The sequence below is a fragment of the Flavobacterium columnare genome, from assembly GCF_014844295.1.
Taxonomy (GTDB): Bacteria; Bacteroidota; Bacteroidia; order Flavobacteriales; family Flavobacteriaceae; genus Flavobacterium; species Flavobacterium columnare.
In genome coordinates this window covers 2,039,846-2,062,927 of sequence record NZ_CP054494.1, presented here as the reverse complement: position 1 = coordinate 2,062,927, position 23,082 = coordinate 2,039,846, and the positions used below count along the sequence as shown (strand labels likewise).

At 32.3% G+C, this 23,082-nt stretch carries 16 protein-coding genes; 9 read left to right on the top strand and 7 right to left on the bottom strand.

Annotated elements, in window-relative coordinates; translation table 11 throughout:
* Positions 1-222: 222 nt before the first annotated feature.
* From ahcY to HUE53_RS08960, 3 genes are all read left to right on the top strand, one after another.
* Positions 223-1,539, top strand: a complete 1,317-nt coding sequence (ahcY, locus tag HUE53_RS08970) for an adenosylhomocysteinase (RefSeq protein WP_014166747.1) — start codon at positions 223-225, stop codon at positions 1,537-1,539.
* Between the two features lie 648 nt (positions 1,540-2,187).
* Complete coding sequence (gene pnuC / locus HUE53_RS08965) at positions 2,188-2,820, top strand: nicotinamide riboside transporter PnuC (RefSeq protein WP_192188425.1); 633 nt, start codon at positions 2,188-2,190, stop codon at positions 2,818-2,820.
* Positions 2,775-4,880: a DUF4301 family protein gene (locus HUE53_RS08960; protein ID WP_077225472.1), complete on the top strand. Its 2,106-nt coding sequence runs from the start codon at positions 2,775-2,777 to the stop codon at positions 4,878-4,880. Before pnuC ends, HUE53_RS08960 begins: the two co-directional genes overlap by 46 nt.
* Before the next feature lie 328 nt (positions 4,881-5,208).
* On the opposite strand, the gene HUE53_RS08955 is transcribed toward HUE53_RS08960, so the two are convergent.
* From HUE53_RS08955 to HUE53_RS08945, 3 genes are all read right to left on the bottom strand, one after another.
* Positions 5,209-5,961 carry an enoyl-CoA hydratase/isomerase family protein gene (locus tag HUE53_RS08955; RefSeq protein WP_014166743.1) on the bottom strand — a complete coding sequence of 251 codons (753 nt, stop codon included), beginning with the start codon at positions 5,959-5,961 and terminating at the stop codon, positions 5,209-5,211.
* 322 nt (positions 5,962-6,283) lie between these two features.
* Positions 6,284-7,033 (bottom strand): uroporphyrinogen-III synthase, encoded by a 750-nt coding sequence (locus tag HUE53_RS08950; RefSeq protein WP_014166742.1) that lies wholly within the window; start codon positions 7,031-7,033, stop codon positions 6,284-6,286.
* A gap of 34 nt (positions 7,034-7,067) precedes the next feature.
* Entirely contained in the window at positions 7,068-7,733 is a 666-nt protein-coding gene (locus HUE53_RS08945; RefSeq protein WP_014166741.1) for a DUF4271 domain-containing protein, read from the bottom strand.
* A gap of 102 nt (positions 7,734-7,835) precedes the next feature.
* Between HUE53_RS08945 and HUE53_RS08940 the strand changes: the two genes are divergently transcribed.
* The 3 genes from HUE53_RS08940 to HUE53_RS08930 are packed head-to-tail and all read left to right on the top strand — an operon-like array spanning position 7,836 to position 10,314.
* Positions 7,836-8,561: a polyprenol monophosphomannose synthase gene (locus tag HUE53_RS08940; protein ID WP_014166740.1), complete on the top strand. Its 726-nt coding sequence runs from the start codon at positions 7,836-7,838 to the stop codon at positions 8,559-8,561.
* A 14-nt stretch (positions 8,562-8,575) separates the two neighbouring features.
* Positions 8,576-9,913: a dihydroorotase gene (locus tag HUE53_RS08935; protein ID WP_014166739.1), complete on the top strand. Its 1,338-nt coding sequence runs from the start codon at positions 8,576-8,578 to the stop codon at positions 9,911-9,913.
* A 14-nt stretch (positions 9,914-9,927) separates the two neighbouring features.
* On the top strand, positions 9,928-10,314 hold the full coding sequence (locus HUE53_RS08930; protein WP_014166738.1) for a DUF4296 domain-containing protein: 387 nt from the start codon (positions 9,928-9,930) through the stop codon (positions 10,312-10,314).
* Between the two features lie 125 nt (positions 10,315-10,439).
* Here HUE53_RS08930 and HUE53_RS08925 read toward each other — a convergent pair whose 3' ends face one another.
* Positions 10,440-11,417, bottom strand: coding sequence for an NAD-dependent epimerase/dehydratase family protein (locus tag HUE53_RS08925; RefSeq protein ID WP_014166737.1), 978 nt, complete (start codon positions 11,415-11,417; stop codon positions 10,440-10,442).
* 494 nt (positions 11,418-11,911) lie between these two features.
* Between HUE53_RS08925 and tyrS the strand changes: the two genes are divergently transcribed.
* The 3 genes from tyrS to HUE53_RS08910 all read left to right on the top strand — a co-directional run bounded on the left by tyrS (position 11,912) and on the right by HUE53_RS08910 (position 18,669).
* Entirely contained in the window at positions 11,912-13,222 is a 1,311-nt protein-coding gene (tyrS, locus tag HUE53_RS08920) for a tyrosine--tRNA ligase (RefSeq protein ID WP_138425286.1), read from the top strand.
* Positions 13,223-13,426: 204 nt separating this feature from the next.
* Positions 13,427-16,657, top strand: coding sequence for a reprolysin-like metallopeptidase (locus HUE53_RS08915; protein ID WP_192188424.1), 3,231 nt, complete (start codon positions 13,427-13,429; stop codon positions 16,655-16,657).
* Between the two features lie 95 nt (positions 16,658-16,752).
* Complete coding sequence (locus HUE53_RS08910; protein WP_014166734.1) at positions 16,753-18,669, top strand: S9 family peptidase; 1,917 nt, start codon at positions 16,753-16,755, stop codon at positions 18,667-18,669.
* 63 nt (positions 18,670-18,732) lie between these two features.
* Here HUE53_RS08910 and glmS read toward each other — a convergent pair whose 3' ends face one another.
* From glmS to HUE53_RS08895, 3 genes are read right to left on the bottom strand one after another with little or no spacing between them, the layout of a single operon-like run.
* Positions 18,733-20,580 carry a glutamine--fructose-6-phosphate transaminase (isomerizing) gene (gene glmS / locus HUE53_RS08905; protein WP_014166733.1) on the bottom strand — a complete coding sequence of 616 codons (1,848 nt, stop codon included), beginning with the start codon at positions 20,578-20,580 and terminating at the stop codon, positions 18,733-18,735.
* Between the two features lies 1 nt (position 20,581).
* Complete coding sequence (locus HUE53_RS08900) at positions 20,582-22,216, bottom strand: DUF4270 domain-containing protein (protein WP_014166732.1); 1,635 nt, start codon at positions 22,214-22,216, stop codon at positions 20,582-20,584.
* Positions 22,217-22,220: 4 nt separating this feature from the next.
* Complete coding sequence (locus tag HUE53_RS08895) at positions 22,221-23,030, bottom strand: glycogen/starch synthase (protein WP_014166731.1); 810 nt, start codon at positions 23,028-23,030, stop codon at positions 22,221-22,223.
* Positions 23,031-23,082 lie beyond the last annotated feature (52 nt).

Sequence of the window (23,082 nt, the reverse complement as noted above, 5' to 3'; positions counted from 1 at the left end):
TAATTCATTTGAAAATAGATAATACAACTTCAAATTTTACTTTTAACAGTAGCACAAACAATAGAAAATGGATTTAAAAACATAAAATGTATTGATAATTAAATAGTTACAGTAAAAAAACAATTATTAATTTATACAAATCTGTTGGCAAATCAAAAACTAATCCGTAATTTTGCATCCGATTTATAAAATTTAATATTTAAAAACAAATATACTAAATAGATGAGTACTACAACAATTCCGTATGTACCTTATAAAGTTAAAGACATTTCTTTAGCAGAATGGGGAAGAAAAGAGATTCAATTAGCAGAAGCTGAAATGCCTGGTCTAATGGCTATCCGTGCTGAATATGGGCCGAGTCAACCCTTGAAAGGTGCTCGTATTGCAGGCTGTCTACACATGACTATTCAAACAGCTGTATTAATTGAAACTTTAGTAGCTCTAGGTGCTGAAGTAACTTGGTCTTCTTGTAACATTTTCTCTACACAAGATCATGCAGCAGCAGCAATTGCAGCAGCAGGTATTCCAGTATATGCTTGGAAAGGTATGAATGCAGAAGAATTTGACTGGTGTATTGAACAAACTTTATTCTTTGGTGAAGAAAGACAACCATTAAATATGATTCTTGATGATGGTGGTGACTTGACAAACATGGTATTTGATAAATATACTGAATTAGTTGAAGGAATCAAAGGTTTATCAGAAGAAACAACAACAGGTGTTCATCGTTTATACGAAAGAATGAAAAACGGTACGTTATACATGCCTGCTATCAACGTAAATGACTCTGTTACAAAATCTAAATTTGATAACAAATACGGTTGTAAAGAAAGTGCAGTAGACGCTGTTCGTCGTGCAACAGATGTAATGTTAGCAGGTAAGAGAGTAGTTGTTTGCGGTTATGGAGACGTAGGTAAAGGTACAGCAGCTTCTTTCCGTGGTGCTGGTTCTATCGTTACCGTTACCGAAATTGACCCTATTTGTGCTTTACAAGCAGCTATGGATGGTTATGAAGTTAAAAAGTTAGACACTGTTATAGGTAATGCAGATATCGTGATTACTACAACTGGCAATAAAGACATTGTAGTAAGTCGTCATTTTGAAGCTATGAAAGACAAAACTATCGTTTGTAACATTGGTCACTTTGACAATGAAATAGACATGGCATGGTTAAACGCTAACCACGGTGCTACAAAACAAGAAGTAAAACCTCAAGTAGATATTTACAACGTAAACGGTAAAGAAATTATCATCTTAGCTGAAGGTCGTTTAGTAAACTTAGGTTGTGCTACAGGTCACCCATCATTTGTAATGAGTAACTCGTTCTCTAACCAAACGTTAGCACAAATTGAGTTATGGACTAACAGTACAGCTTACAAAAATGAAGTATATATGTTACCAAAACATTTAGATGAAAAAGTGGCTGCTTTACATTTAACGAAATTAGGTGTTGAATTAGAAACTTTATCTGAAGAACAAGCTGCTTATATTGGTGTAGAAGTTAAAGGTCCTTTTAAACCTGAATACTATCGTTACTAATTAATTGATAAGATGATACTATCGACTTATATTAAAGTCTATTTTATTAGCTTATTAAAAAATATAAGATAAACTGTATAAGTATAAAGAGGCTGTCCAAAAAGTAATAAATTAACATTATGTGATTTCTCCCTTTGGTCGAAATGACAAGATTGCGAACTTTTTGGACAGTCTCTTTTTTAGAATATCTTCTATATTTTTACAATTTCTCAACTTTTAGTACCCTCAGTCATAATTTTTATTTTGAGTTTTTGTTCATAATAAAATTCCTTAACCTTCTGGTTTTCATAAATTCTATTTTTTATCAAAAAATACTCCTTTCTTTTCGAATATCAGGCATACATTCCTTCTTTTCGGATATAAACCCCATAAACTATACCGCTTCCTATACCAGAATTCAAATTTTACAGCTGTATTATACCCCATGTTTTCTACCAATACAGAAAAAGAAATGATAAACGATTTTATTCAATTATTGTATTTCTTAAAAAACAGTATTTTTCAAAAATATAACACAATATTCTTTCCTTTTTCTAATCCATTTTTCATTAGTTTTGCTAGAGAAGAATTTATATTTTACGGATTAATTAAGTCTAATCGACATTTTTCAAATTGTTTTTTAAAAAAACAAAAAAGCTTATAAAAAATATGATTAATGAAATACTTGCACAATACCAAAACATTCCAAACTGGCAAATTGCACTAGAAACTATTGCTTTTATTTTCGGAATTTTAAGTGTATGGTTTGCTAAAAAGGAAAATTACTTGGTTTATCCTACTGGAATTATTGCAACTACTATAACCGTTTATATTATGTATAAAGCCAAGTATATGGCCGACATGAGTATTAATATTTATTACACCTTCATCAGTATTTACGGTTGGCACAAATGGGTTCAGCCCAACCTGAATAAAAACAATACATCAAAAATCACAAGAACTAATAAAAAAGAAAAACTAATTGGATTTATAATGTTCTTATTAACAGGTATTATTTGTATTGGTATTTATACTATTTTTAAAGTCAAAATATATACAAATAATTGGATTGATATTTTCACTACTTGTATTTTTTTTACAGCTATGTGGTTTATGGCATTAAAAAAAATTGAAAGTTGGAGTTTATGGATTCTTGGAGATTTTCTTATCATCCCCATCCTTTGGTCCCGAGAACTTTATATCTTTGCCCTCCAATATATTATTTTCACAATTTTAGCTATATTCGCCTATTTAGAATGGAAGAAAATCTTAAACAAAGAAAAAGCAACATCCTCAGAATAACCACTTACGGACCCGAGAGCACTGGAAAAACCACATTAGCACGTGATTTAGCTAGATATTTTAACACCACTTGGATAGTAGAATATGCAAGAGATTTTCTTTTAGAAATTCTTGGTAAAGAAGGGCGTACTTGTGAAGAAAAGGATTTATTACCTATTGCTATTGGTCAAATTGCTATTGAAAATGAAGCTCTAAAAAAAGCTCATAGATTTTTATTCTGTGATACAAATGCACTCGTTACTAAAGTCTACTCAGACATTTATTACAATCAATGCTCTCCAGAATTAGAAGAAGCTGCTAATTTACACCACTACGACCTCTATTTCTTAACAGATAAGGACATACCATGGGAACCCGATGATTTGAGAGATAGTGCTGAATACCGAGATTCTTCCTTTGAGATATTTAAAAAAAATTTAATTCAATACAACAAACCCTTTGTTTTAATCAGTGGTAATAAGGAAGAACGCTTAAAAAAGGCAACCCAAATTGTAACCGATCTAGAAAAAGCCTTAAATGCAGGACTTACAAACCATGAATTTGTAGAACTCTACAACCAAAACAAAAACATTGATTTAATCATCAAACAAATTCATTCCTTAAAAAAAGGAATTGTTAAAACAACATTAGAAGCTCCCGCTACAATTGGAAATGGGATTATAAAACTAGACACACAAGAGCTAAATTATTATATCAATTATTTTGATGTCAATAAAACCGATAAAACATTAGAAAAATTCATTCCTGCTTCAGGTGCCGCAACTAGAATGTTTAAATTTTTAAATGATTTTATACTCGATTTTAACCCTGAGGAGGAAACCATAAACGGTTATATTAATAGAACGAACAATACTGCTTTAGAAACATTTATTGCAGGTATTGAAAAATTTCCTTTTTATCACCAAGTTGTTTCCAAACTAGTTCTACAAAATAATCAATACAAAAAGTTATCTACTTCTAGTAAAAATTATTTATTTATTAAAACAATACTGGAGGATCCTGATTTTAATTTTCTGAACAAACCAAAAGCAGTATTACCTTTTCATAAATACGAAGAGAAGATTATCACACCTATTGAAGAACATTTCAAAGAATCGAATCAATACGCTTCCTGTAGTAACGGAAATATCCACTTCACCATCTCAATTGAACATGAAACACTATTTTCTGAATTAATTAAACAGTTACCTAATGAATTAAAAGAAAATTTACGCATAAGTTTTTCTTATCAAGATCCTTCTACTGATTCTATTGCACTAACAAAAAATAATAAAATATTAAAAAATGCAAAAGGAAATTTTATATTTCGTCCAGGAGGACATGGTGCTCTACTCTACAATTTAAATCAAAGAGAAGCTGATATCCTTTTCATTAAAAACATTGATAATGTATCTCGAAATCATTCAGAAATTATAACAAAATACAAAAAAGCTTTAGCTGGCATTCTACTAGAAATCCGCAGTGAAAGTCACAACTACTTAAAAGAACTTAATAAAAATAAATACAACAATATTTTAATACAAGAAATTAAAAACTTTATTCAAGAGAAACTTTCTATCATTATTAATCCCGATTTTGATGAATACAAAGAAGAAAGTCAAATCAAAATTTTAAAACATTTCTTAAACAGACCTATACGCGTATGTGGAATGGTTAAAAATGAAAATGAACCAGGAGGCGGCCCTTTTTGGATAAAAGACAAAAAAGGAAACTCAACGCTACAAATCGTTGAATCTGCCCAAATTGATTTAGAAAATGACGAACAAAAATCTATTTTTAAATCCGCCACTCATTTTAATCCTGTGGATATTGTTTGCTCTATAAAAGACTATCAAGGCAATAAGTTCAATCTATTAGACTTTACAGATCCTAACACGGGGTTTGTAGTCAAAAAAAACAAAGACGGAATTCAATACAAATCATACGAATTACCTGGATTATGGAATGGCAGTATGGCCAATTGGATTACCCTTTTTGTAGAAGTTCCTCTTGATACTTTTACTCCTGTAAAAACGATTAATGACCTTTTAAAACCTGCACATCAACCAGAAAATTTATAATGGTTAAAAAACTTACTACAGCCCACATCCCGTGGGCTTTTTGCTTTATAATTCTATCCTCTTTTAAATTGTATGACAAACTCTAATCTTAAAAAAAACATTCCCATTCTTCTAATCTTCGTTTTTTTTCTAGGAACAGAGTTTCTAAATTAATATCCTCTTTTTGTCCCAGATTATGCGTTAGACTTTATAATGAAGATCAAAAGACAAAGAAGATAAAAAAGTCATTATTTATACTATGTAATACATTTCTAATCCCTAATCCAAGCTTAAACAATCTATATTTACAATAACCGTATTATAGTATAACAAACGTGATTCGTTTCCTTTATTTCTTAAAAGCGTTCAAAGCATTTTTTGTAAAATCAGATAAAACTAATTTTCCAGAAACAGCTGCACGATCATACAATAATTCATCCCAGTGACTTGTCCCTTCCCATAAGACTTTCTTAAATTCCAGCAAAGCTTCTGGATTATAGCCCGCTAATTGTTTTACAAATTCACCCAATGCCTGATCCATAGTTTCTACATCTTCAAACAACTTAGAATACAATTTATGTTGAAATCCCCACTCTGCACTTTTCCATTCTGTAGGTGAAAGCGTCATTTCGGCCATAGCTGATTTGCCTATTTTTCTTGAAACAGCTGGTTCTATTACAAAAGGGCCTATACCTATAGCTATTTCCGATAATTTTATAGCTGCATTATGGGTAGCAAAAGTATAATCGCAAGCAGACACAAGACCTACTCCTCCTCCAACTGTTTTACCTTGAACTCTTCCTATAATTATTTTTTCGCATTTTCTCATAGCATTGATAACATTTGCAAATCCACTAAAAAAAGTTTTCCCTGTTTCTAAATCATTTACTTCTAGTAATTCATCAAAAGAAGCTCCTGCACAAAAAGCCCCTATTCCTTCGCTTTGTAAAACAACTACCGCAACTTCTTTGTTTTCGCTAATTGCATAAATTTCTTCTGCTAATGATTTTAATTGTTCGCTTGGAAATGAATTACTAGCAGGATGTGAAAAAGTAATTCTTGCAATTTTGTCTTTTATAAGGGTATTAATGGCTCCTTTCATATTTTAATTTTTTATTTATTACAATTCAAATAGTCTTTTTTAATTATTAACAAGGCACTAACAAATTCCACTTTCACAAGTAATTTACTTCTAATTTTGTTACAGAGGAAACTATCCGAAAAGGTCACAATCTTATTGATTTCGACCTAAGGAAGGTTCAAACGAAGTGAACAGGCGAAAAAACCGCACAATCTTAATCATGTGAGTTCTCCTGTCGTCAAAGCGACACAGTAAACGTTGAGTTTTGACTTTTCAGACACCCTTATTTTCTTTTAAAAAAAAATCCCGATTTTATCGGGATTTAAGAATATACATATAAAAATTATTTTCCTTTATTTACTTCGGCTACATATTTCTCAAGTGCCATCGTCATAGAAGGCACTCCTGGTGCTGGTGCCATGATATCTATACGCAAACCATGATCAATAGCTTCTTTTTGGGTTGTGCTTCCAAATACCGCTATACGTGTGTCGTTTTGTTTAAAATCAGGAAAATTTTTAAACAATGACTGAATACCTGTTGGACTAAAAAAGGCTAATACATCGTAATATACATCTTTTAGATCCGATAGATCACTCATTACTGTTCTGTAAAAGGTACCTGGAGTCCAATCTAATTTTAAATTATTTAAAGTTTGAGGCACATCTGCATTTAGTTTATCAGACGCAGGTAGCAAAAATTTTTCATCTTTATACTTTTTAAAAAAAGAAGACATATCTGCAAAATCCTTTTGCCCTACATAAATCTTTCTTTTTCTGTAAACCACATACTTCTGCAAGTAATAAGCAACTGCCTCCGACTGACAAAAATAACGTAAATCTTCAGGAACCTTATAACGCATTTCCTCTGCCACTCTAAAAAAATGATCAACAGAATTCTTACTAGTTAAGATAATCGCTGTATAATTATTCAAATCAATTTTTTGAGCGCGAACCTCTTTAGCGGGCACTCCTTCTACATGAATAAAGGGTCTAAAATCAACTTTTATTTTATGTTTATTTTGTAAATCAAAATAAGGCGAGTTCTCAACTTTTGGCTCGGGTTGCGATACTAAAATCGTTTTCACTTTCATAGTCAAAAAATGTTGTTTTTGTACAATTATGCTTTTACCTATTTGTAATGTAATAATACATAAAAAAATACGGTGCAATTTCCAGGGCGCAAATATACAAAATAAAATAAAACAACTTCCTTAAAAGTAAGTTTTGATAATTTCGCAATGACACAAGATAAGTTACTGCATTTATTATTAAAATTATAACTAAAACTCCAAGAATAACATAGTGATTCATTAAATTAGTATAATATAATACCATATCTACAGGCAGCAATAAAATCCCCAAATAAGTCCTATAACTCACTTTAAAAAGATTAAACTGCTCCACAAATAACTCTGTATCAAATGAAGTGGCTATAATTTTTTCTATTAAATATTTTGACAAAACAAAAAAAGTCAAAAAGGTAATAATTTGAATAAAGCTTATCCAATTCGTTTTTGTGGTATATCCATAATAGGATAAAACTAATTGAATAAAAAAGGAAAACGATATTAACTGAACAAAGAACAATAATATTGTAAACCAAGTCATTAGGTTACTCGGATCCTTATAAATTTTTATGTATTTGTTATTATATACTAACTTAACAAAATCAGTAAAGCGTTTTTCAAAAACGGCCTTAGTAATCGTTACCACCCCTATAGTTGCAATAAAAACTATAGTAATCCAATTTTTACTCTCTACAATTCGAGGAATTAACTCATAGTTATTCATAATACAAAATTACAAAATTTTCATTCCCTTTATCGAATTATAAATAATTTAGGAGTCACATAATTTAAAAAGATTATTTTTGCAGCACAATTTAATAAACTTATGCAGGACTCCATCGTTATCATACCTACTTACAACGAAATAGAAAATATTGATGCCATTATTAGGGCTGTTTTTGCTCTACCTAAAAAATTTGATATTTTAATTGTCGATGATAACTCACCTGATGGCACTGCAGATCGGGTAATTGAATTACAAAAAGAATACCCCGAAGCATTACACCTTGAAAAAAGGCAGGGAAAGGCAGGATTAGGAACGGCTTATGTACATGGTTTTAAATGGGCTATACAACATCATTATGACTATATTTTTGAAATGGATGCTGATTTTTCACACAACCCTAATGACCTCATAAAACTTTACGAAGCTTGTAAAACACAAAATGCGGGTATGTCTATTGGTTCTCGATATATCACGGGAGTAAATGTAGTGAATTGGCCTTTAAACCGTGTTTTACTATCGTATTTTGCTTCTGTCTACGTCCGATGGATTACTGGAATGCAGATTCAAGATGCCACCGCTGGTTTTATATGCTACCAACGTCAAGTATTAGAAAAAATAAATCTGAACCAATTAAAGTTTACGGGATATGCTTTTCAGATAGAAATGAAATACAGAACTTTTGCTAATCATTTTAAAATTATTGAAGTCCCTATTATTTTTACGGATCGCACAAAGGGCGAATCTAAGATGAGTGGTGCTATCATACGAGAAGCTATTTTTGGTGTGATCCTGTTACGAGTTCGCAGAATGTTTAATCTACTATAAAAACTCAATATATTATGAAAACTATTTTAATTAAAAACGCTCAGATAGTAAATGAAGGCCATATTTTTAAAGGAGATGTTTTAATTGAAAACGAGTTTATCATAGACATCGCTGAGCACATTACTCCCTTAGAAGAATTTCAGGTCATTGATGCTCAAAACAACTATTTAATTCCTGGAGCTATAGATGATCAAGTACATTTTCGTGAACCTGGTCTAACCCACAAAGGAACCATAGCATCTGAATCCAAGGCCGCTGTAGCAGGAGGCATAACCAGTTTTATGGAACAACCTAATACTGTACCTAATGCGGTAACACAAGAATTGTTAGAACAAAAATACGAAATAGCCTCTAAAACTTCTTACGCTAATTACTCCTTTATGATGGGAGCTACTAATGATAATTTAGAGGAAGTACTCAAAACCAATCCGCGCAATGTAGCTGCTATTAAAATCTTCTTAGGCTCTTCCACAGGCAATATGTTAGTAGATCGTGAAGAAGTACTCGAAAAAATATTTAGCCATACGAATATGGTTATTTGTGTGCATTGTGAAGACGAAACAACCATTCAGAATAATTTAGCTGATTATAAACAAAAATATGGCGATAATATCCCTATGGAGTACCACCATTTAATAAGAAGCAAAGAAGCTTGTTATATTTCTTCTTCTAAAGCTATAGAATTAGCTAAAAAAACAGGTGCCCGTTTGCATATTTTTCATCTTTCTACAGCTAAAGAAACAGATTTACTAGACAATTCCGTTCCGTTAGAAAATAAAAAAATAACAGCCGAAGTATGTGTACACCACCTATGGTTTACCAATAAAGATTACACAGATAAAGGCACACTAATTAAATGGAATCCTGCCGTAAAAACAGAAACAGACAAAAACGCATTGTGGGAAGCCTTATTAGACAACCGCATTGACGTTATTGCCACAGATCATGCGCCTCATACACAAGAAGAAAAACAAAACCCTTACACAAGCGCTCCTTCAGGTGGTCCTCTTGTACAACATGCTGTAGTAGCATTATTTGAAGCTTTTCATCAAGGTAAAATTTCTATTGAACGAATTGTTGAAAAAATGGCTCATAATCCAGCTAAATTATTTCAGATAGATCGTCGTGGTTTTATCAAAAAAGGATATTATGCTGATTTAGCCATTGTCAATACAAACTCTCCTTGGACAGTTTCTAAAGACAATATTCTATACCAATGCGGTTGGTCTCCTTTTGAAAATTACACTTTTAAATCAAAAATTACACATACTTTTGTAAATGGTAATTTGGTATACGAAAACAATCAAATTAAAAATCTTCAACAAGGGATGCGATTAGAATTTAACCGATAAATAATACTTATAATATGAACAAAATAGCTTGCTTTTTCTTAATTATCTTTTTTTTATCTTGCCAAAATGCTCCTATTAAGGAACCCAATAATCTTATAGATGAAGCAACTATGGAAAAAATACTATACGATTTGGCATTAATCCAAGCTATTAAAGGTCATGATGCCAAATTGCTACCAAAGAATCAGATTGATCCTCAAAAATATGTTTACAAAAAATACCATATAGACAGCTTACAACTTGTAAATAGCAATAAATACTATTCTTCTGATATTGTAAACTACAAAAAAATGTATGATCATGTCATAGAAAAAATCAAAACAGAAAAAATCAAAACAGAAAAACTACGACAAACCGAATTAAAAAAAGAAAAACTAAAAAAAGAAGAATCATCTAGGTAGAATTATTAAAAAAACCTATTATACTTTTTTATGTCCCTACTAAACATAGAGTTCACACGATCTGCATATAGTTGAGCAAAATTAACCCCAACCATCATAGAAAAATGTATTTTAACTAAATTTAATTAATTTATTTTTAAATAATCTTGTACGGTTATAAACTCAACATTAATTGCCTTCTTAACTTTTGAATGATCATAATAATCCATAGTTTGCAAAGTACGTATCATATCTTTAGATAAAACTCTAGTTTTACCAAATAATCCTAAGAACCAATCGAGAACATACGCTAATTTTAAAACTCCTGATTTTATCAAAATAGTTGGCTTTTTAACTCGTAATTTATCCGCTATAAGACTTGTTACTTCTTGGTACGAGATTGTTTGAGCAACCACTATAAAACGCTGACCTGAGATAGTACTTTCCATTAATTTTTTCATAATACAAACCACATCATTTACTGATACAAAACCAGTACCTCCATTTGTATAAAAAGGAATTTGAGAAGCCACTTTATTATATATATCCCCACTTCCTTCTCTCCAAAACAAAGGCCCTAAAACAACCCCTGGATTAACAATTACTACTGGTAATCCTTCTTGATAGGCACGCCATACCTCCATTTCTGCTCCATATTTAGAAATAGCGTAATCACTATGTGGTAACTCTGGATTCCATTCCGTTTCTTCTGTTATTTTATCTTCATACTCTTTTAGATCACCTAAAGCAGCAATAGAACTTACATAACATAACTTTTGAACTCCAAAATCAACAGACAAATTAACTACATTAGCAGTTCCTTCAATATTTACTCTTCTTAAATTTTCTTCTTGTTTGGGATCAAAAGATATTAAAGCGGCACAATGATAAACTTGGGTAACACCTTGAAAAGCCAATTCTAAAGAAGATAGATCTAGTATATCTCCTAGAATCCAATTTATTTTATCAAACTGATCTTTTTTATGATGGTACTCAAATACTTTTTTTACTCGCTCTTTGTTTTTTTCTGTACGAAATAAAGCCTTTACCTTCTCTCCTGAATCAATTAAGTTCAAAATTAAGTGTGAACCTACCAATCCTGTTGCTCCTGTAACTAAAATCATGGTTCAAATATAAAAAAGATTAAAATTATATCATCTAATTTAACTATAGTAAAACTCATTTATGTTAATTCATAAATAGCCATAAGTCTTTTGAACCTAGAAACTTTGTAATGAAGATAAAAAGAGCAAAGAAGAAAAAATACACATTTTTTTTTCGCAGATATAGTTTTGCTACATTAAGGACAAAAAATGAAGGATTTTTTTAGAGTCAACGTTATTTTCATCTATAATAAATTACAATGTATAATCTGAATTTAATTTGTTTTGACAACAAACACTAACGATATTAAAAAAGCAAGCAGAACAACTTTCTGAAAAAAAATTCGCACACATCTAAAAAACACCAAAAATTCATTGCCTCCCCTATAGTGTTGGAGTAAACAACCTAAACATTAACACTTCTTTTTAGAATACCCTGAGCTTATTAAAAATCTGATATAGGAGTTCTAAAATCTAAAAACTAAAAACTTATCTTTGCAAAAATTTTTTGAATAATGAAAAACATAATTGCTGAATTACAATGGCGTGGACTGGTACACGATATGATGCCAGGAACAGAAGAACAATTGTTAAAAGAAAGCACGGCAACATATATAGGGTTTGATCCAACATCTGACTCGCTGCATATAGGAAGTTTAGTTCCTATTATTTTGTTAGTTCACCTTCGAAACTTTGGACACAAACCTTTTGCTTTAGTAGGAGGTGCTACCGGAATGATTGGAGATCCTTCAGGAAAAAGCAATGAACGTAATTTATTAGATGAGGAAAGTCTTTCTAAAAATGTAGAAGGTATTAAGACTGTTTTATCAAAATTTCTTGATTTTGATGCTACCGATCATAATGCACCTGTACTAGTAAACAACTATGATTGGATGAAAACATTTTCTTTCATAGATTTTGCTCGAAATGTAGGAAAACGAATTACCGTTAACTATATGATGGCTAAAGATTCTGTAAAAAAACGCCTTTCAGGCGAAGCAGGCGATGGCATGTCGTTTACAGAATTTACCTACCAATTAATTCAAGGATACGATTTTTACCACTTACACAAAACATACGGATGTAAACTACAAATGGGGGGTAGCGACCAATGGGGGAACATTACCACTGGTACTGAGTTAGTTCGTAGAATGAATGTAGATACCGAAGAAGAAGGTGCTAAAGCGTATGCCTTAACTTGCCCTTTAATTACTAAGGCAGATGGATCAAAATTTGGTAAAACAGAAAGTGGTAACGTATGGTTAACAGCCGATAAAACCTCTGTATATAAATTTTACCAATTTTGGTTAAACACTACAGACATAGACGCGGAAAAATACATCAAAATATTTACTTTCTTAGATAAAGAGGTAATAGACACGCTAATTGAAGAACACCGTCAGGCACCTCATTTAAGAGTTTTACAACGCAAATTAGCAGAGGAAGTAACAACTTTTGTTCATAGCAAAAAAGATTTAGAAAAAGCCGTTGCCGCTTCTCATATTCTTTTTGGGAATTCTACTTCTGAGGATTTAAAAAATGTAGACTCAAAAACTTTTTTAGAAGCATTTGAGGGAGTCCCCCAAGCAACCATTTCAAGAGAAGCTATCGAGGAAGGAATCAATATTGTAGATGTACTTAACGCTAAAACAAGTTTTTTAAAATCAAATGGTGAAGCACGTAGAGCATTAACTGAAAATTCTATCTCTGTTAACAGAGAAAAAGTAAACGAAGAATTTATTCTTCAAACAAAAGATCTCATCAACAATGAATTCGTATTACTTCAAAGAGGTAAAAAAAACTATTTTGTTATAAAAATTAACTAAAAATATAATTTAACACAAAAAACCGCTTTAAACAAGCGGTTTTTTTTATTTAAAAAAAACCAGTATTTATAAGCATTTCAGCAATTAATTATACTTTACTTATTTTAAACTGTTTTTTTAATTCATTTTGTTACAAATTATTTTATTTTATTGAAAAAATATAAATATATTCGCAGCCATTATTAACACCAACCAACCAACAAAATGAAAAAGAAGCTACTTTCAATTGCCTTAATGGCAACGGGGGTCCTATTGGCTCAAGATGGCTTATGGAAACGTGCAAACGCCAATCAAAAGAATCTACTAGAAAGCAAAATTCAACTTCCTGAAAAAAATTTATTTGATTTAAATGTCGATTTAATCAAAGAGCAATTAGCAAAATCACCTAATCGATTTAGTCGTTCTACTTCAGCAACAATTATATCACTTCCTAACTCTGAAGGCAATTTAGAAAATTTTAGAGTTTATGAAAATTCTAATATGGATCCTGCTTTGCAAGCTAAATATCCTCAAATCCGATCCTATATAGGAATAGGCATTGACAATCCAACTTCAACTGCCTATTTTAGTATATCTCCTTTAGGATTTAAGTCTATGACATTAAACGCTGGAAAATCAGCCTCTTTTATTGAACCCTATTCAAAAGATCTAAAAACTTATTCTGTGTATAAAAAAGCAGATAAAAAACAAAATTTAAGTTCTTTTGAATGCAAGATACTTGACAAGATAGAGCCTAACCTAAAAACTACGGCTACAAATTTGCGTCCTAATGCGGATGATGCTACCTTAAGAACTTTTCGATTGGCACTATCCGTAACAGGAGAATATACGACTTATTTTGGAGGAACTAGAGCACAAGCATTGGCTGCTATGAATGCAACAATGACCCGTATAAATGGCGTATTTGAAAAAGATTTCAATATTCGAATGAATTTAATTGCTAACAATGATGTCCTTATCTATACCAATGCCTCTACAGATCCCTATTCAGCAGCATCCACAGGCACAAACGGTGCTTGGAATACGGAATTACAAAACAACCTAACTAATACTATTGGCAATGCTGCTTACGACGTAGGTCATCTTTTTGGAGCTTCAGGCGGTGGTGGCAATGCCGGTTGTATTGGTTGCATTTGTGTAGATGATACTTCTAGCAAAACTGATAAAAATAAAGGCTCTGGTTATACTTCCCCTTCTAACGGTATCCCTGCTGGTGATACTTTTGACATTGACTATGTTGCTCATGAGTTAGGGCATCAATTTGGTGCTAACCACACACATTCTTATAGCAGTGAAAGAACAGGAGCTAATATGGAGCCTGGTTCTGGATCTACAATTATGGGATACGCAGGTATTACTCCTCAAGATGTACAACGAAATTCAGATGCCTATTTTCATGCCTATAGCATTCAACAAGTAACAAATAACATAAAAAATAAGGCTTGTTCTGTAAATACTGCAACTGGCAACGCTATACCTACTGCAAATGCAGGTTTAGACTTTACGATTCCTAAAAGCACTCCGTTTATACTTACAGGAACAGGTACTGATGCTGATGGAGATGCTTTAACCTATATTTGGGAACAATTTGATAATGCTACTTCAACACAAACTGGAACAAGCTCTGCTGCTAGTGCTACCAAACCTTCTGGTCCTATATTTAGATCATATAACCCAACGAATTCTCCTTCGAGGTATTTTCCTCAAATGGCTTCAGTTCTAACAGGATCAACCACTACTCAAGGTATGGATATTTTAGTAGAAGCCTTACCATCTGTTGCAAGAACCATTAACTTCCGCTTTACCGTTCGCGACAATAGAGCTGGTGGTTCTGCTAATAATTCCGATGACATGATTGTTACAGTAAATGGAACCGCAGGTCCTTTTGCTATTACATCACAAGGAATTGCTACATCTTACACAGGAGGCACTTCTCAATTAATAACTTGGAATGTAGCAGGTACTACTGCAAATGGCGTTAACTGCTCTAATGTGGATATTTTATGGTCAACAAATAACGGTGCAACTTGGACAACTTTATTAGCTGGAACTCCTAATGATGGAACAGAAAGTATAACTATTCCTAATACCCCTACTCCTACAGGTAGAATTATGGTAAAAGGTTCTAATCATATCTTTTTTGATATTAATAATGCTAATATTACTGTAACTGCGGGTTCATCTGATACAATACCCCCAACAGCTCCTGCCTTAAGCGCATCTGGTACAACAACTTCTTCTACTAACTTGTCTTGGAGTGGTGCTTCTGATAATGTAGGAATTACAGGATATGACGTGTATTCAGGAACCACCTTATTAGGTTCCATCACATCCACAACTTATAATGTAACAGGCTTAACACCTTCTACAACCTATTCTTTTACAGTTAAAGCTAAAGATGCAGCTGGTAATATTTCTATTGCAAGTAATATTATTAGTGTAACAACTTTAACTCCTGTAGTTGATACAGTTGCTCCAACATCTCCAGTCTTAAGTGCATCTGGTACAACATCTAATTCAACTAACTTATCTTGGAGTGGCGCTTCTGACAATGTAGGAATTACAGGATATAATGTGTATTCAGGAACCACCTTATTAGGCTCCATCACATCCACAACTTATAATGTAACAGGCTTAGCACCTTCTACAACCTATTCTTTTACAGTTAAAGCTAAAGATGCAGCTGGTAATATTTCTATTGCAAGCAATGTTGTCAATGCAACTACACTATCTAATACACTCAATTATTGCACATCAAAAGGCAATAGTACTGCTGATGAAAAAATAGGAAAAGTTGTAATTGGAACAATCAATAATACTTCTACTAGCACTGTTGGTTATGAAAACTTTACAACGCTATCTACTTCAGCAGTAAGAGGTTCAACTCAAACGATAACAATTACCCCATCATGGAAATCGACTGCTTATCCTGAAGGTTATTCTCTTTTTATTGATTATAACCAGGATGGTGATTTTACAGATTCAGGTGAAAGTGTTTGGACTAAAGCTCCTTCTACTACAACCTCTGTTTCTGGTACATTTACAATTCCAACCACTGCAACTTTAGGAGCAACAAGAATGAGAATTTCTATGAAATACAATGGAATTCCTACTTCATGTGAAACTTTTTCTTATGGCCAAGTAGAAGACTATACAATGAATATTACTTCTACTGCAAAAGAAAATGAAAAGAATGAAAATGGTATTTCAAATTTTGAAATTACCGTATTCCCTATTCCATCTTCTGAAACACTTACAATTAAAGGTGTTTCTGAAATGGCAACTTATAAAGTATACAACTTAGTTGGACAAACCGTTTTAGAAGGAAAAATAAACAATGAACAAATCAATGTAACCAATTGTAAAGCTGGAAGCTACATATTAGAAGTTTCTGACTCACATTCAACTGTTACTAAACGCTTTATCAAAGAATAACTTTGATAATTAACCCAACCCCCAACCAAAAAGCTATCTCCTAGAGGTAGCTTTTTTTGTAAATAAAATCATTATTTTAGCAAAAAAGATCAAAAATGAAAAAACTAGCGCTATTAAGCGTAACGCTTATGAGTATTAATTCTGGAATCGCACAAAACACCATGACTCCCGATTTGTTGTGGAAATTGGGTCGTGTAACACCTCTTGGAGTATCAAAAGACGGAAAAAATATTATTTATAAAGTAGCTACCCCATCTATTGAGGAAAACAAATCTATTAGTAAATTTTATACCATTCCTATTACAGGTGGTAATGCCAATGAAATTAAAGAGTACACAGAATTGATAAAAAACAAGAACATTTCTCCTGATGGAATGTACTTACTTTCTGACAAAGAAGTTAAAATAACTCCTGTATTAGGAAAAGATTTTTACCCAGAATTATCTCTATCAGAGGCTCAAGTGTACGACGGTCTTGATTATCGTCATTGGGATACCTGGAGAGACGGCACATACAATCATGTCTTCTTTGGCGGAGTACCTGCGCCTAATGTTCGTTTGGCTCCACCTATAGACATTATGGAAGGAGAACCTTACGATGCTCCACAAAAACCATTTGGAGGGGATGAAGATTATATTTGGTCTCCTGATAGTAAAAACATCATCTATGTCTGTAAAAAAAAGACTGGAACGGCTTATGCAACTAGTACGAACACTAATTTATATCAATATAATATTGAAACTAAACAAACTGTAAATCTTACGCCTAATAATCTGGGTTATGATACACACCCTGATTTTTCGCCAAACGGTGATCTTACTTGGTTACAAATGAAACAGGATGGTTACGAGGCTGATAAAAATGATATTATTGTAAAACATAAAGGAATTGAAATAAACCTAACTGCTAACTGGGATGGAACAGTAGAGAGTTTTAAATGGAGTAAAGATGGTAAAAAAGTCTATTTTATTGCTCCTATAGATGGCACAAAACAATTGTTTGAAGTAAACTTCCCTGGATTAACCAAAATAGCTATTGGAGTTAAACAAATTACTAATGGTGATTTTGACGTAACACAAATTATAGATTCTACACCTGATCAAATTCTTTTGATGAGAAATGACATCAATCATGCGTCTGAAATTTATTCTTATCATTTAAAAAACAAATCTTGGAATCAAATAACTCATGTTAATACAGAAATCTATAATAATTTAAATTTATGTAAAACAGAGAGACGTTACGTAACCACTACAGATGGTAAAAAAATGTTGGTTTGGGTTATACTTCCACCAAACTTTGATTCTACAAAAAAATACCCTACTCTATTATACTGCCAAGGAGGACCACAAAGTGCCCTAACTCAATATTATTCTTTCCGTTGGAATTTTCAAACAATTGCATCACAAGGCTATATAGTAGTTGCTCCAAACCGTAGAGGAATGCCTGGTCATGGTGTAAAATGGAATGAACAAATTAGCAAAGATTGGGGTGGTCAAGTAATGGATGATTATTTATCAGCTATTGACGATATAGCTAAAGAATCCTATGTAGACCAAACGCGATTAGGTGCCGTAGGCGCAAGCTATGGTGGGTATTCTGTATTTTATTTAGCGGGAATTCACAACAATCGTTTTAAAACATTTATTTCACACTGTGGGATTTTTAATACCCAAAGTATGTATGGAACTACAGAAGAAGTATTCTTTACCAACTGGGATTCAGGAGGTCCTTATTGGGAAAAAAATAACATTGTTGCACAAAAAACGTATACTGATTTTAACCCTATCCATTTGATTAATAACTGGAACACTCCTATTCTTATTATACAAGGAGGGAAAGATTATAGAGTTCCACTAGGACAAGGTCAAGAAGCTTTTCAAGCAGCTCAATTAAAAGGAATAAAAAGTCGTTTTTTACATTTTCCAGAAGAAAACCACTGGGTTTTAAAACCACAAAACGCATTGGTATGGCAACGCGAATTTTTTAAATGGCTCAAAGAAACACTATAAAAATAAAAGCGGTAGCCCCTCAAACAAGGCTACCGCTTTTTAACTTTATTATACTACGTATAATTATTCTACTGTAACTGATTTAGCTAAGTTTCTTGGCTGATCTACATTACAATCTCTTAGTACTGCTATATGGTATGACAATAACTGTAAAGGAATAGTTGTTAATAATGGTGATAAAGCGTCTGAACATTCTGGAATTTCAATAACGTGATCCGCTAAAGAGCGCACTTGTTCATCTCCTTTAGTCACTACAGCAATTATTTTACCACTACGGGATTTAATTTCTTGGATATTACTTACCACTTTATCATAGTGTCCTTGTTTAGGTGCAATAACAATTACAGGCATGTGTTCATCTATCAATGCGATAGGACCATGTTTCATTTCCGCTGCTGGATAGCCCTCAGCATGTATATAAGAAATTTCTTTTAGTTTTAAAGCACCTTCTAAAGCCACTGGAAAATTGTACCCTCTACCTAAGTACAAACAATTGGTAGCTTCTTTATAAACCTCCGCTATTTCTCTTGAAACCTCATTCGTTAACAACGCTTCTTCTACTTTTTCTGGCATTGCCTCTAATTCAGATAAATAACGATGGTAATCTGATTTTGACAAACTTCCTTTTGCCTTAGCTAAGCGTAAAGCAATCATGGTTAAAACCGTAATTTGCGTAGTAAATGCTTTTGTGGAAGCTACCCCAATTTCTGGTCCTGCATGCGTATAAGCTCCAGCGTGAGATTCTCTAGAAATAGAAGATCCAACTACGTTACAAACACCAAATACAAAAGCTCCTTTTTCTTTTGCCAACTTGATAGCTGCTAAAGTATCTGCTGTTTCTCCTGATTGAGAGATTGCAATTACGACATCTTTATCACTAATGATAGGATTTCTATAACGGAACTCAGAAGCATATTCTACTTCTACTGGAATGCGAGCAAACTCTTCAAAAATATATTCTGCTACTAAGCCTGCGTGCCAAGAAGTACCACAAGCAACAATTAGAATTCTATTTGCATTCGTAAACTTTTCTAGGTTGTCTTCCACCCCAGCCATTTTAATAATTCCTTCATTAGAGTGCAAACGTCCTCTATAAGTATCTTTTATTACGCTAGGTTGTTCGTAAATTTCTTTTAACATGAAATGATCATAGCCTCCTTTTTCAATCTGTTCCAAGTTCATTTTTAATTCTTGAACATAAGGATGTACTAATGAATCATCTTTAATTTTTCTTACTTTCAATCCTTTTTTCAAACGGATAATTGCCATTTCTTCGTCTTCTAAATAGATTGCGTTAGAAGTATACTCAATAAAAGGAGAAGCATCTGAAGCTATAAAAAATTCGTTTTCAGCAACTCCAATAGCTAAAGGGCTACCCAATCTAGCCACTACTATTTCATTGGGTTTTTTCTTATCAAAAACACAAATCGCATAGGCTCCGACTACTTGATTTAAAGCAATTTGTACGGCTTTCCCTAATTTTATGTTTTCTTGTTTTTGTACTTCTTCTATCAGATTAACTAATACTTCCGTATCCGTATCTGAATGAAAAACATAGCCTCTATTAATTAATTCTTTTTTTAAAGGTTCATAATTTTCAATAATTCCATTATGAACAATAACTAAGTCTCCAGAGTTAGAAGTATGAGGATGTGAGTTTACATCATTTGGAACCCCGTGTGTAGCCCAACGTGTATGACCAATCCCGATAGTACCATTTAATGATATTTGTGTTTTAGATTTTTCTTCTAAATCAGAAACTTTTCCTTTAGTTTTAGATAGTTTTAGGTCTTCGCCATCATACAGTACCAAACCCGCACTGTCATAACCTCTATATTCTAATCTTTTTAACCCTTTTACTACAATAGGATAAGCTTCTCTATATCCTATATATCCTACGATTCCACACATATTAATTTCGTTTAGTATAGCTTATTTTAAATTGAACTCTATTCTCTCCTTGCATTCCTCCTAAAACGACTCCTAAAGGACTTATTACTGTAGTTGAAGGAATACTTTTTAAAATATTTGTTGTGTTTTTTAATGCACTTATAGCCGATAATCCTTGTGCCTCAGGAGTAATATAAATACTTTCGGCAACAGCAAGCCCCAACCTTACATTTGTATACGTACCTGTCTTATCATTTATAATCTGGTTAATATGATCTGTTAAACGAATACGGTACATGTATTTGCCATTTACTTTTTGTAATATACCCCCATGAACATATTTATCCTTTTTAGGAAAATTAGTTAATTTAGTAATATCATTTGTATAATCTAACAATGATCTTGTTTTTTCTGCATTAAACAAGTATAAACGCATTGGATTAAGGTAATAAAATGACTTATTACTACTGCTTAGCGAGTTTACAAAATTTGGATCTACAGTAAAATACAAACTAGCATCATTAACCAATGCTCCTTTATTTTTCAAATCATCAATTAAAGCTTGGTCTATTTTAATTTCTGCTATTGATCCTTGACCTCCTTTTAAGAATAAGTTATCTGTTGGTACATCTGACGAAAGAGCACTTGAGTAAGCCGCTGACTTACTATGTTTTAACACATTTAAAGTATTACCCGTCATTTTCAATACTAAGGTTTTCATTTCTTTTCCCTTATTATCAGCTTTATCTTGCTTGTAATGTATCGTTACATCTCCTTTCTTAAAATCTAATCCCATCATCACCTCTCCGTTTCCAGACGCTCTAAATGTCAATCCTCTATAATAATCCACAAAGGCACTATTACTTATTAAATGTCTTGAATCAGCCTTTATAATACTATTTTCAAAATGAGATTTATCTAAATGTAAACGCATACGGGGAGAAAGACGTTCTGCTATATTCTCTGGATTATATTTTATAGGTAATAATTTTTGTGTTAGTTCATCTACTTTTGGTTTTTCAAACTCCGCTTGGTTGGGTTTGAAATTAGTGTTTTCATTTGAATTAACAGCATTATTTAATTTTTCTCCAACTACTACGTTTAATATACTTTCTTGATCGGAATAATATTTTGCGTTTTTAGTAATATCATTCACATCATAACTATTCAAAGCAAAATTATTTCGAAAGACTTCTAAATTAAAAGTGGGTAATTTATCCGACTTAAAATCTGTATAATAATCTTTTGTATTAGTATAAATAGAATCTAATCTATAAATACCTCTACCATTAGTATTGGTACTTAATTTAGTACTAAAATAAGGCACCGAAAGTACCACACTATCCACCTCAATACCCGTTCCAAATACAGGTTCTGCGGTTTCTAATTGTAATTGCGTAACAAAAGAAGCGGTTGTTTCTCCAAAATAATCACTTTTCAACAATCCTAAATGATTTATAGGAAGATTATTAGACTGAACTGGACCTAGATCTAGATCATTAATAGTTACACTACTTGACTTATCTTCACCTCCTAAAAAAGCAAATGTTTCATCCCCTACTAAATCAGCGCCTAGCGTATTATAATCTTGATCACAAGATAAGAAAAAAACTGAAAATAAAAATATTGAAAGTTTCTCAAAAGTTTTGAATCTCATTGTATTAACTTAATATTTGAGTTTTATAAAATTCGGTATAAGCCTCAGCAAATACATCTTTAGGTGCGAAAGGTAAAAAAGGTTTTTTAGAAGCTTCTATAAATTTTGTTAAAGTTAAGGATATTTCTTCTGACCCCATTACTACACCGTCTGAATGGTTGATAGCTACCATCATTAAGTTTTCATACGTTGGATTATCCAATTCTTGAATCGCCTCTTTTGGCACCCCATCAAATTGAATTTTTTTTGAAATTTGAGCGTCTAATATCCCTTCATAGCCCTCCTGAAAAATAGATGTAACTATTTTTGTTTCTGAAAATAACGCATCATCTTTATAATAATGCTTCATATAAATAGGCAATAAAGAGGCCATCCATCCTTGAACATGGATAATATCTGGAACCCAATTTAATTTTTTTACTGTTTCAATTACTCCTTTTGCAAAAAAAATAGCGCGCTCATCATTATCTTCAAACAACACGCCTTCTTCATCCGTAAAAGTAGACTTGCGTTTAAAATATTCATCATTATCTATAAAGTATACCTGAATACGTTCTTTGGGTATAGAAGCAACTTTTATAATCAGAGGCATATCGACATCATTTACCACTAAATTCATTCCTGAAAGTCGAATTACTTCATGTAATTGATGCCTTCTTTCATTTACATTTCCATAACGTGGCATAAAAATTCTAATCTGCCCACCCTGGTCGTTAATCATTTTCGGCAAATCAAATGACATCAAAGAGACCTCATTTTCAGGCAAATAGGGCACTAATTCGGATGACACATACAATATCCTTTTATCCTCCATCTTTACTTTACTGTTTTGTTTATTGGACACAAATCCACGCAAAATTACAAAT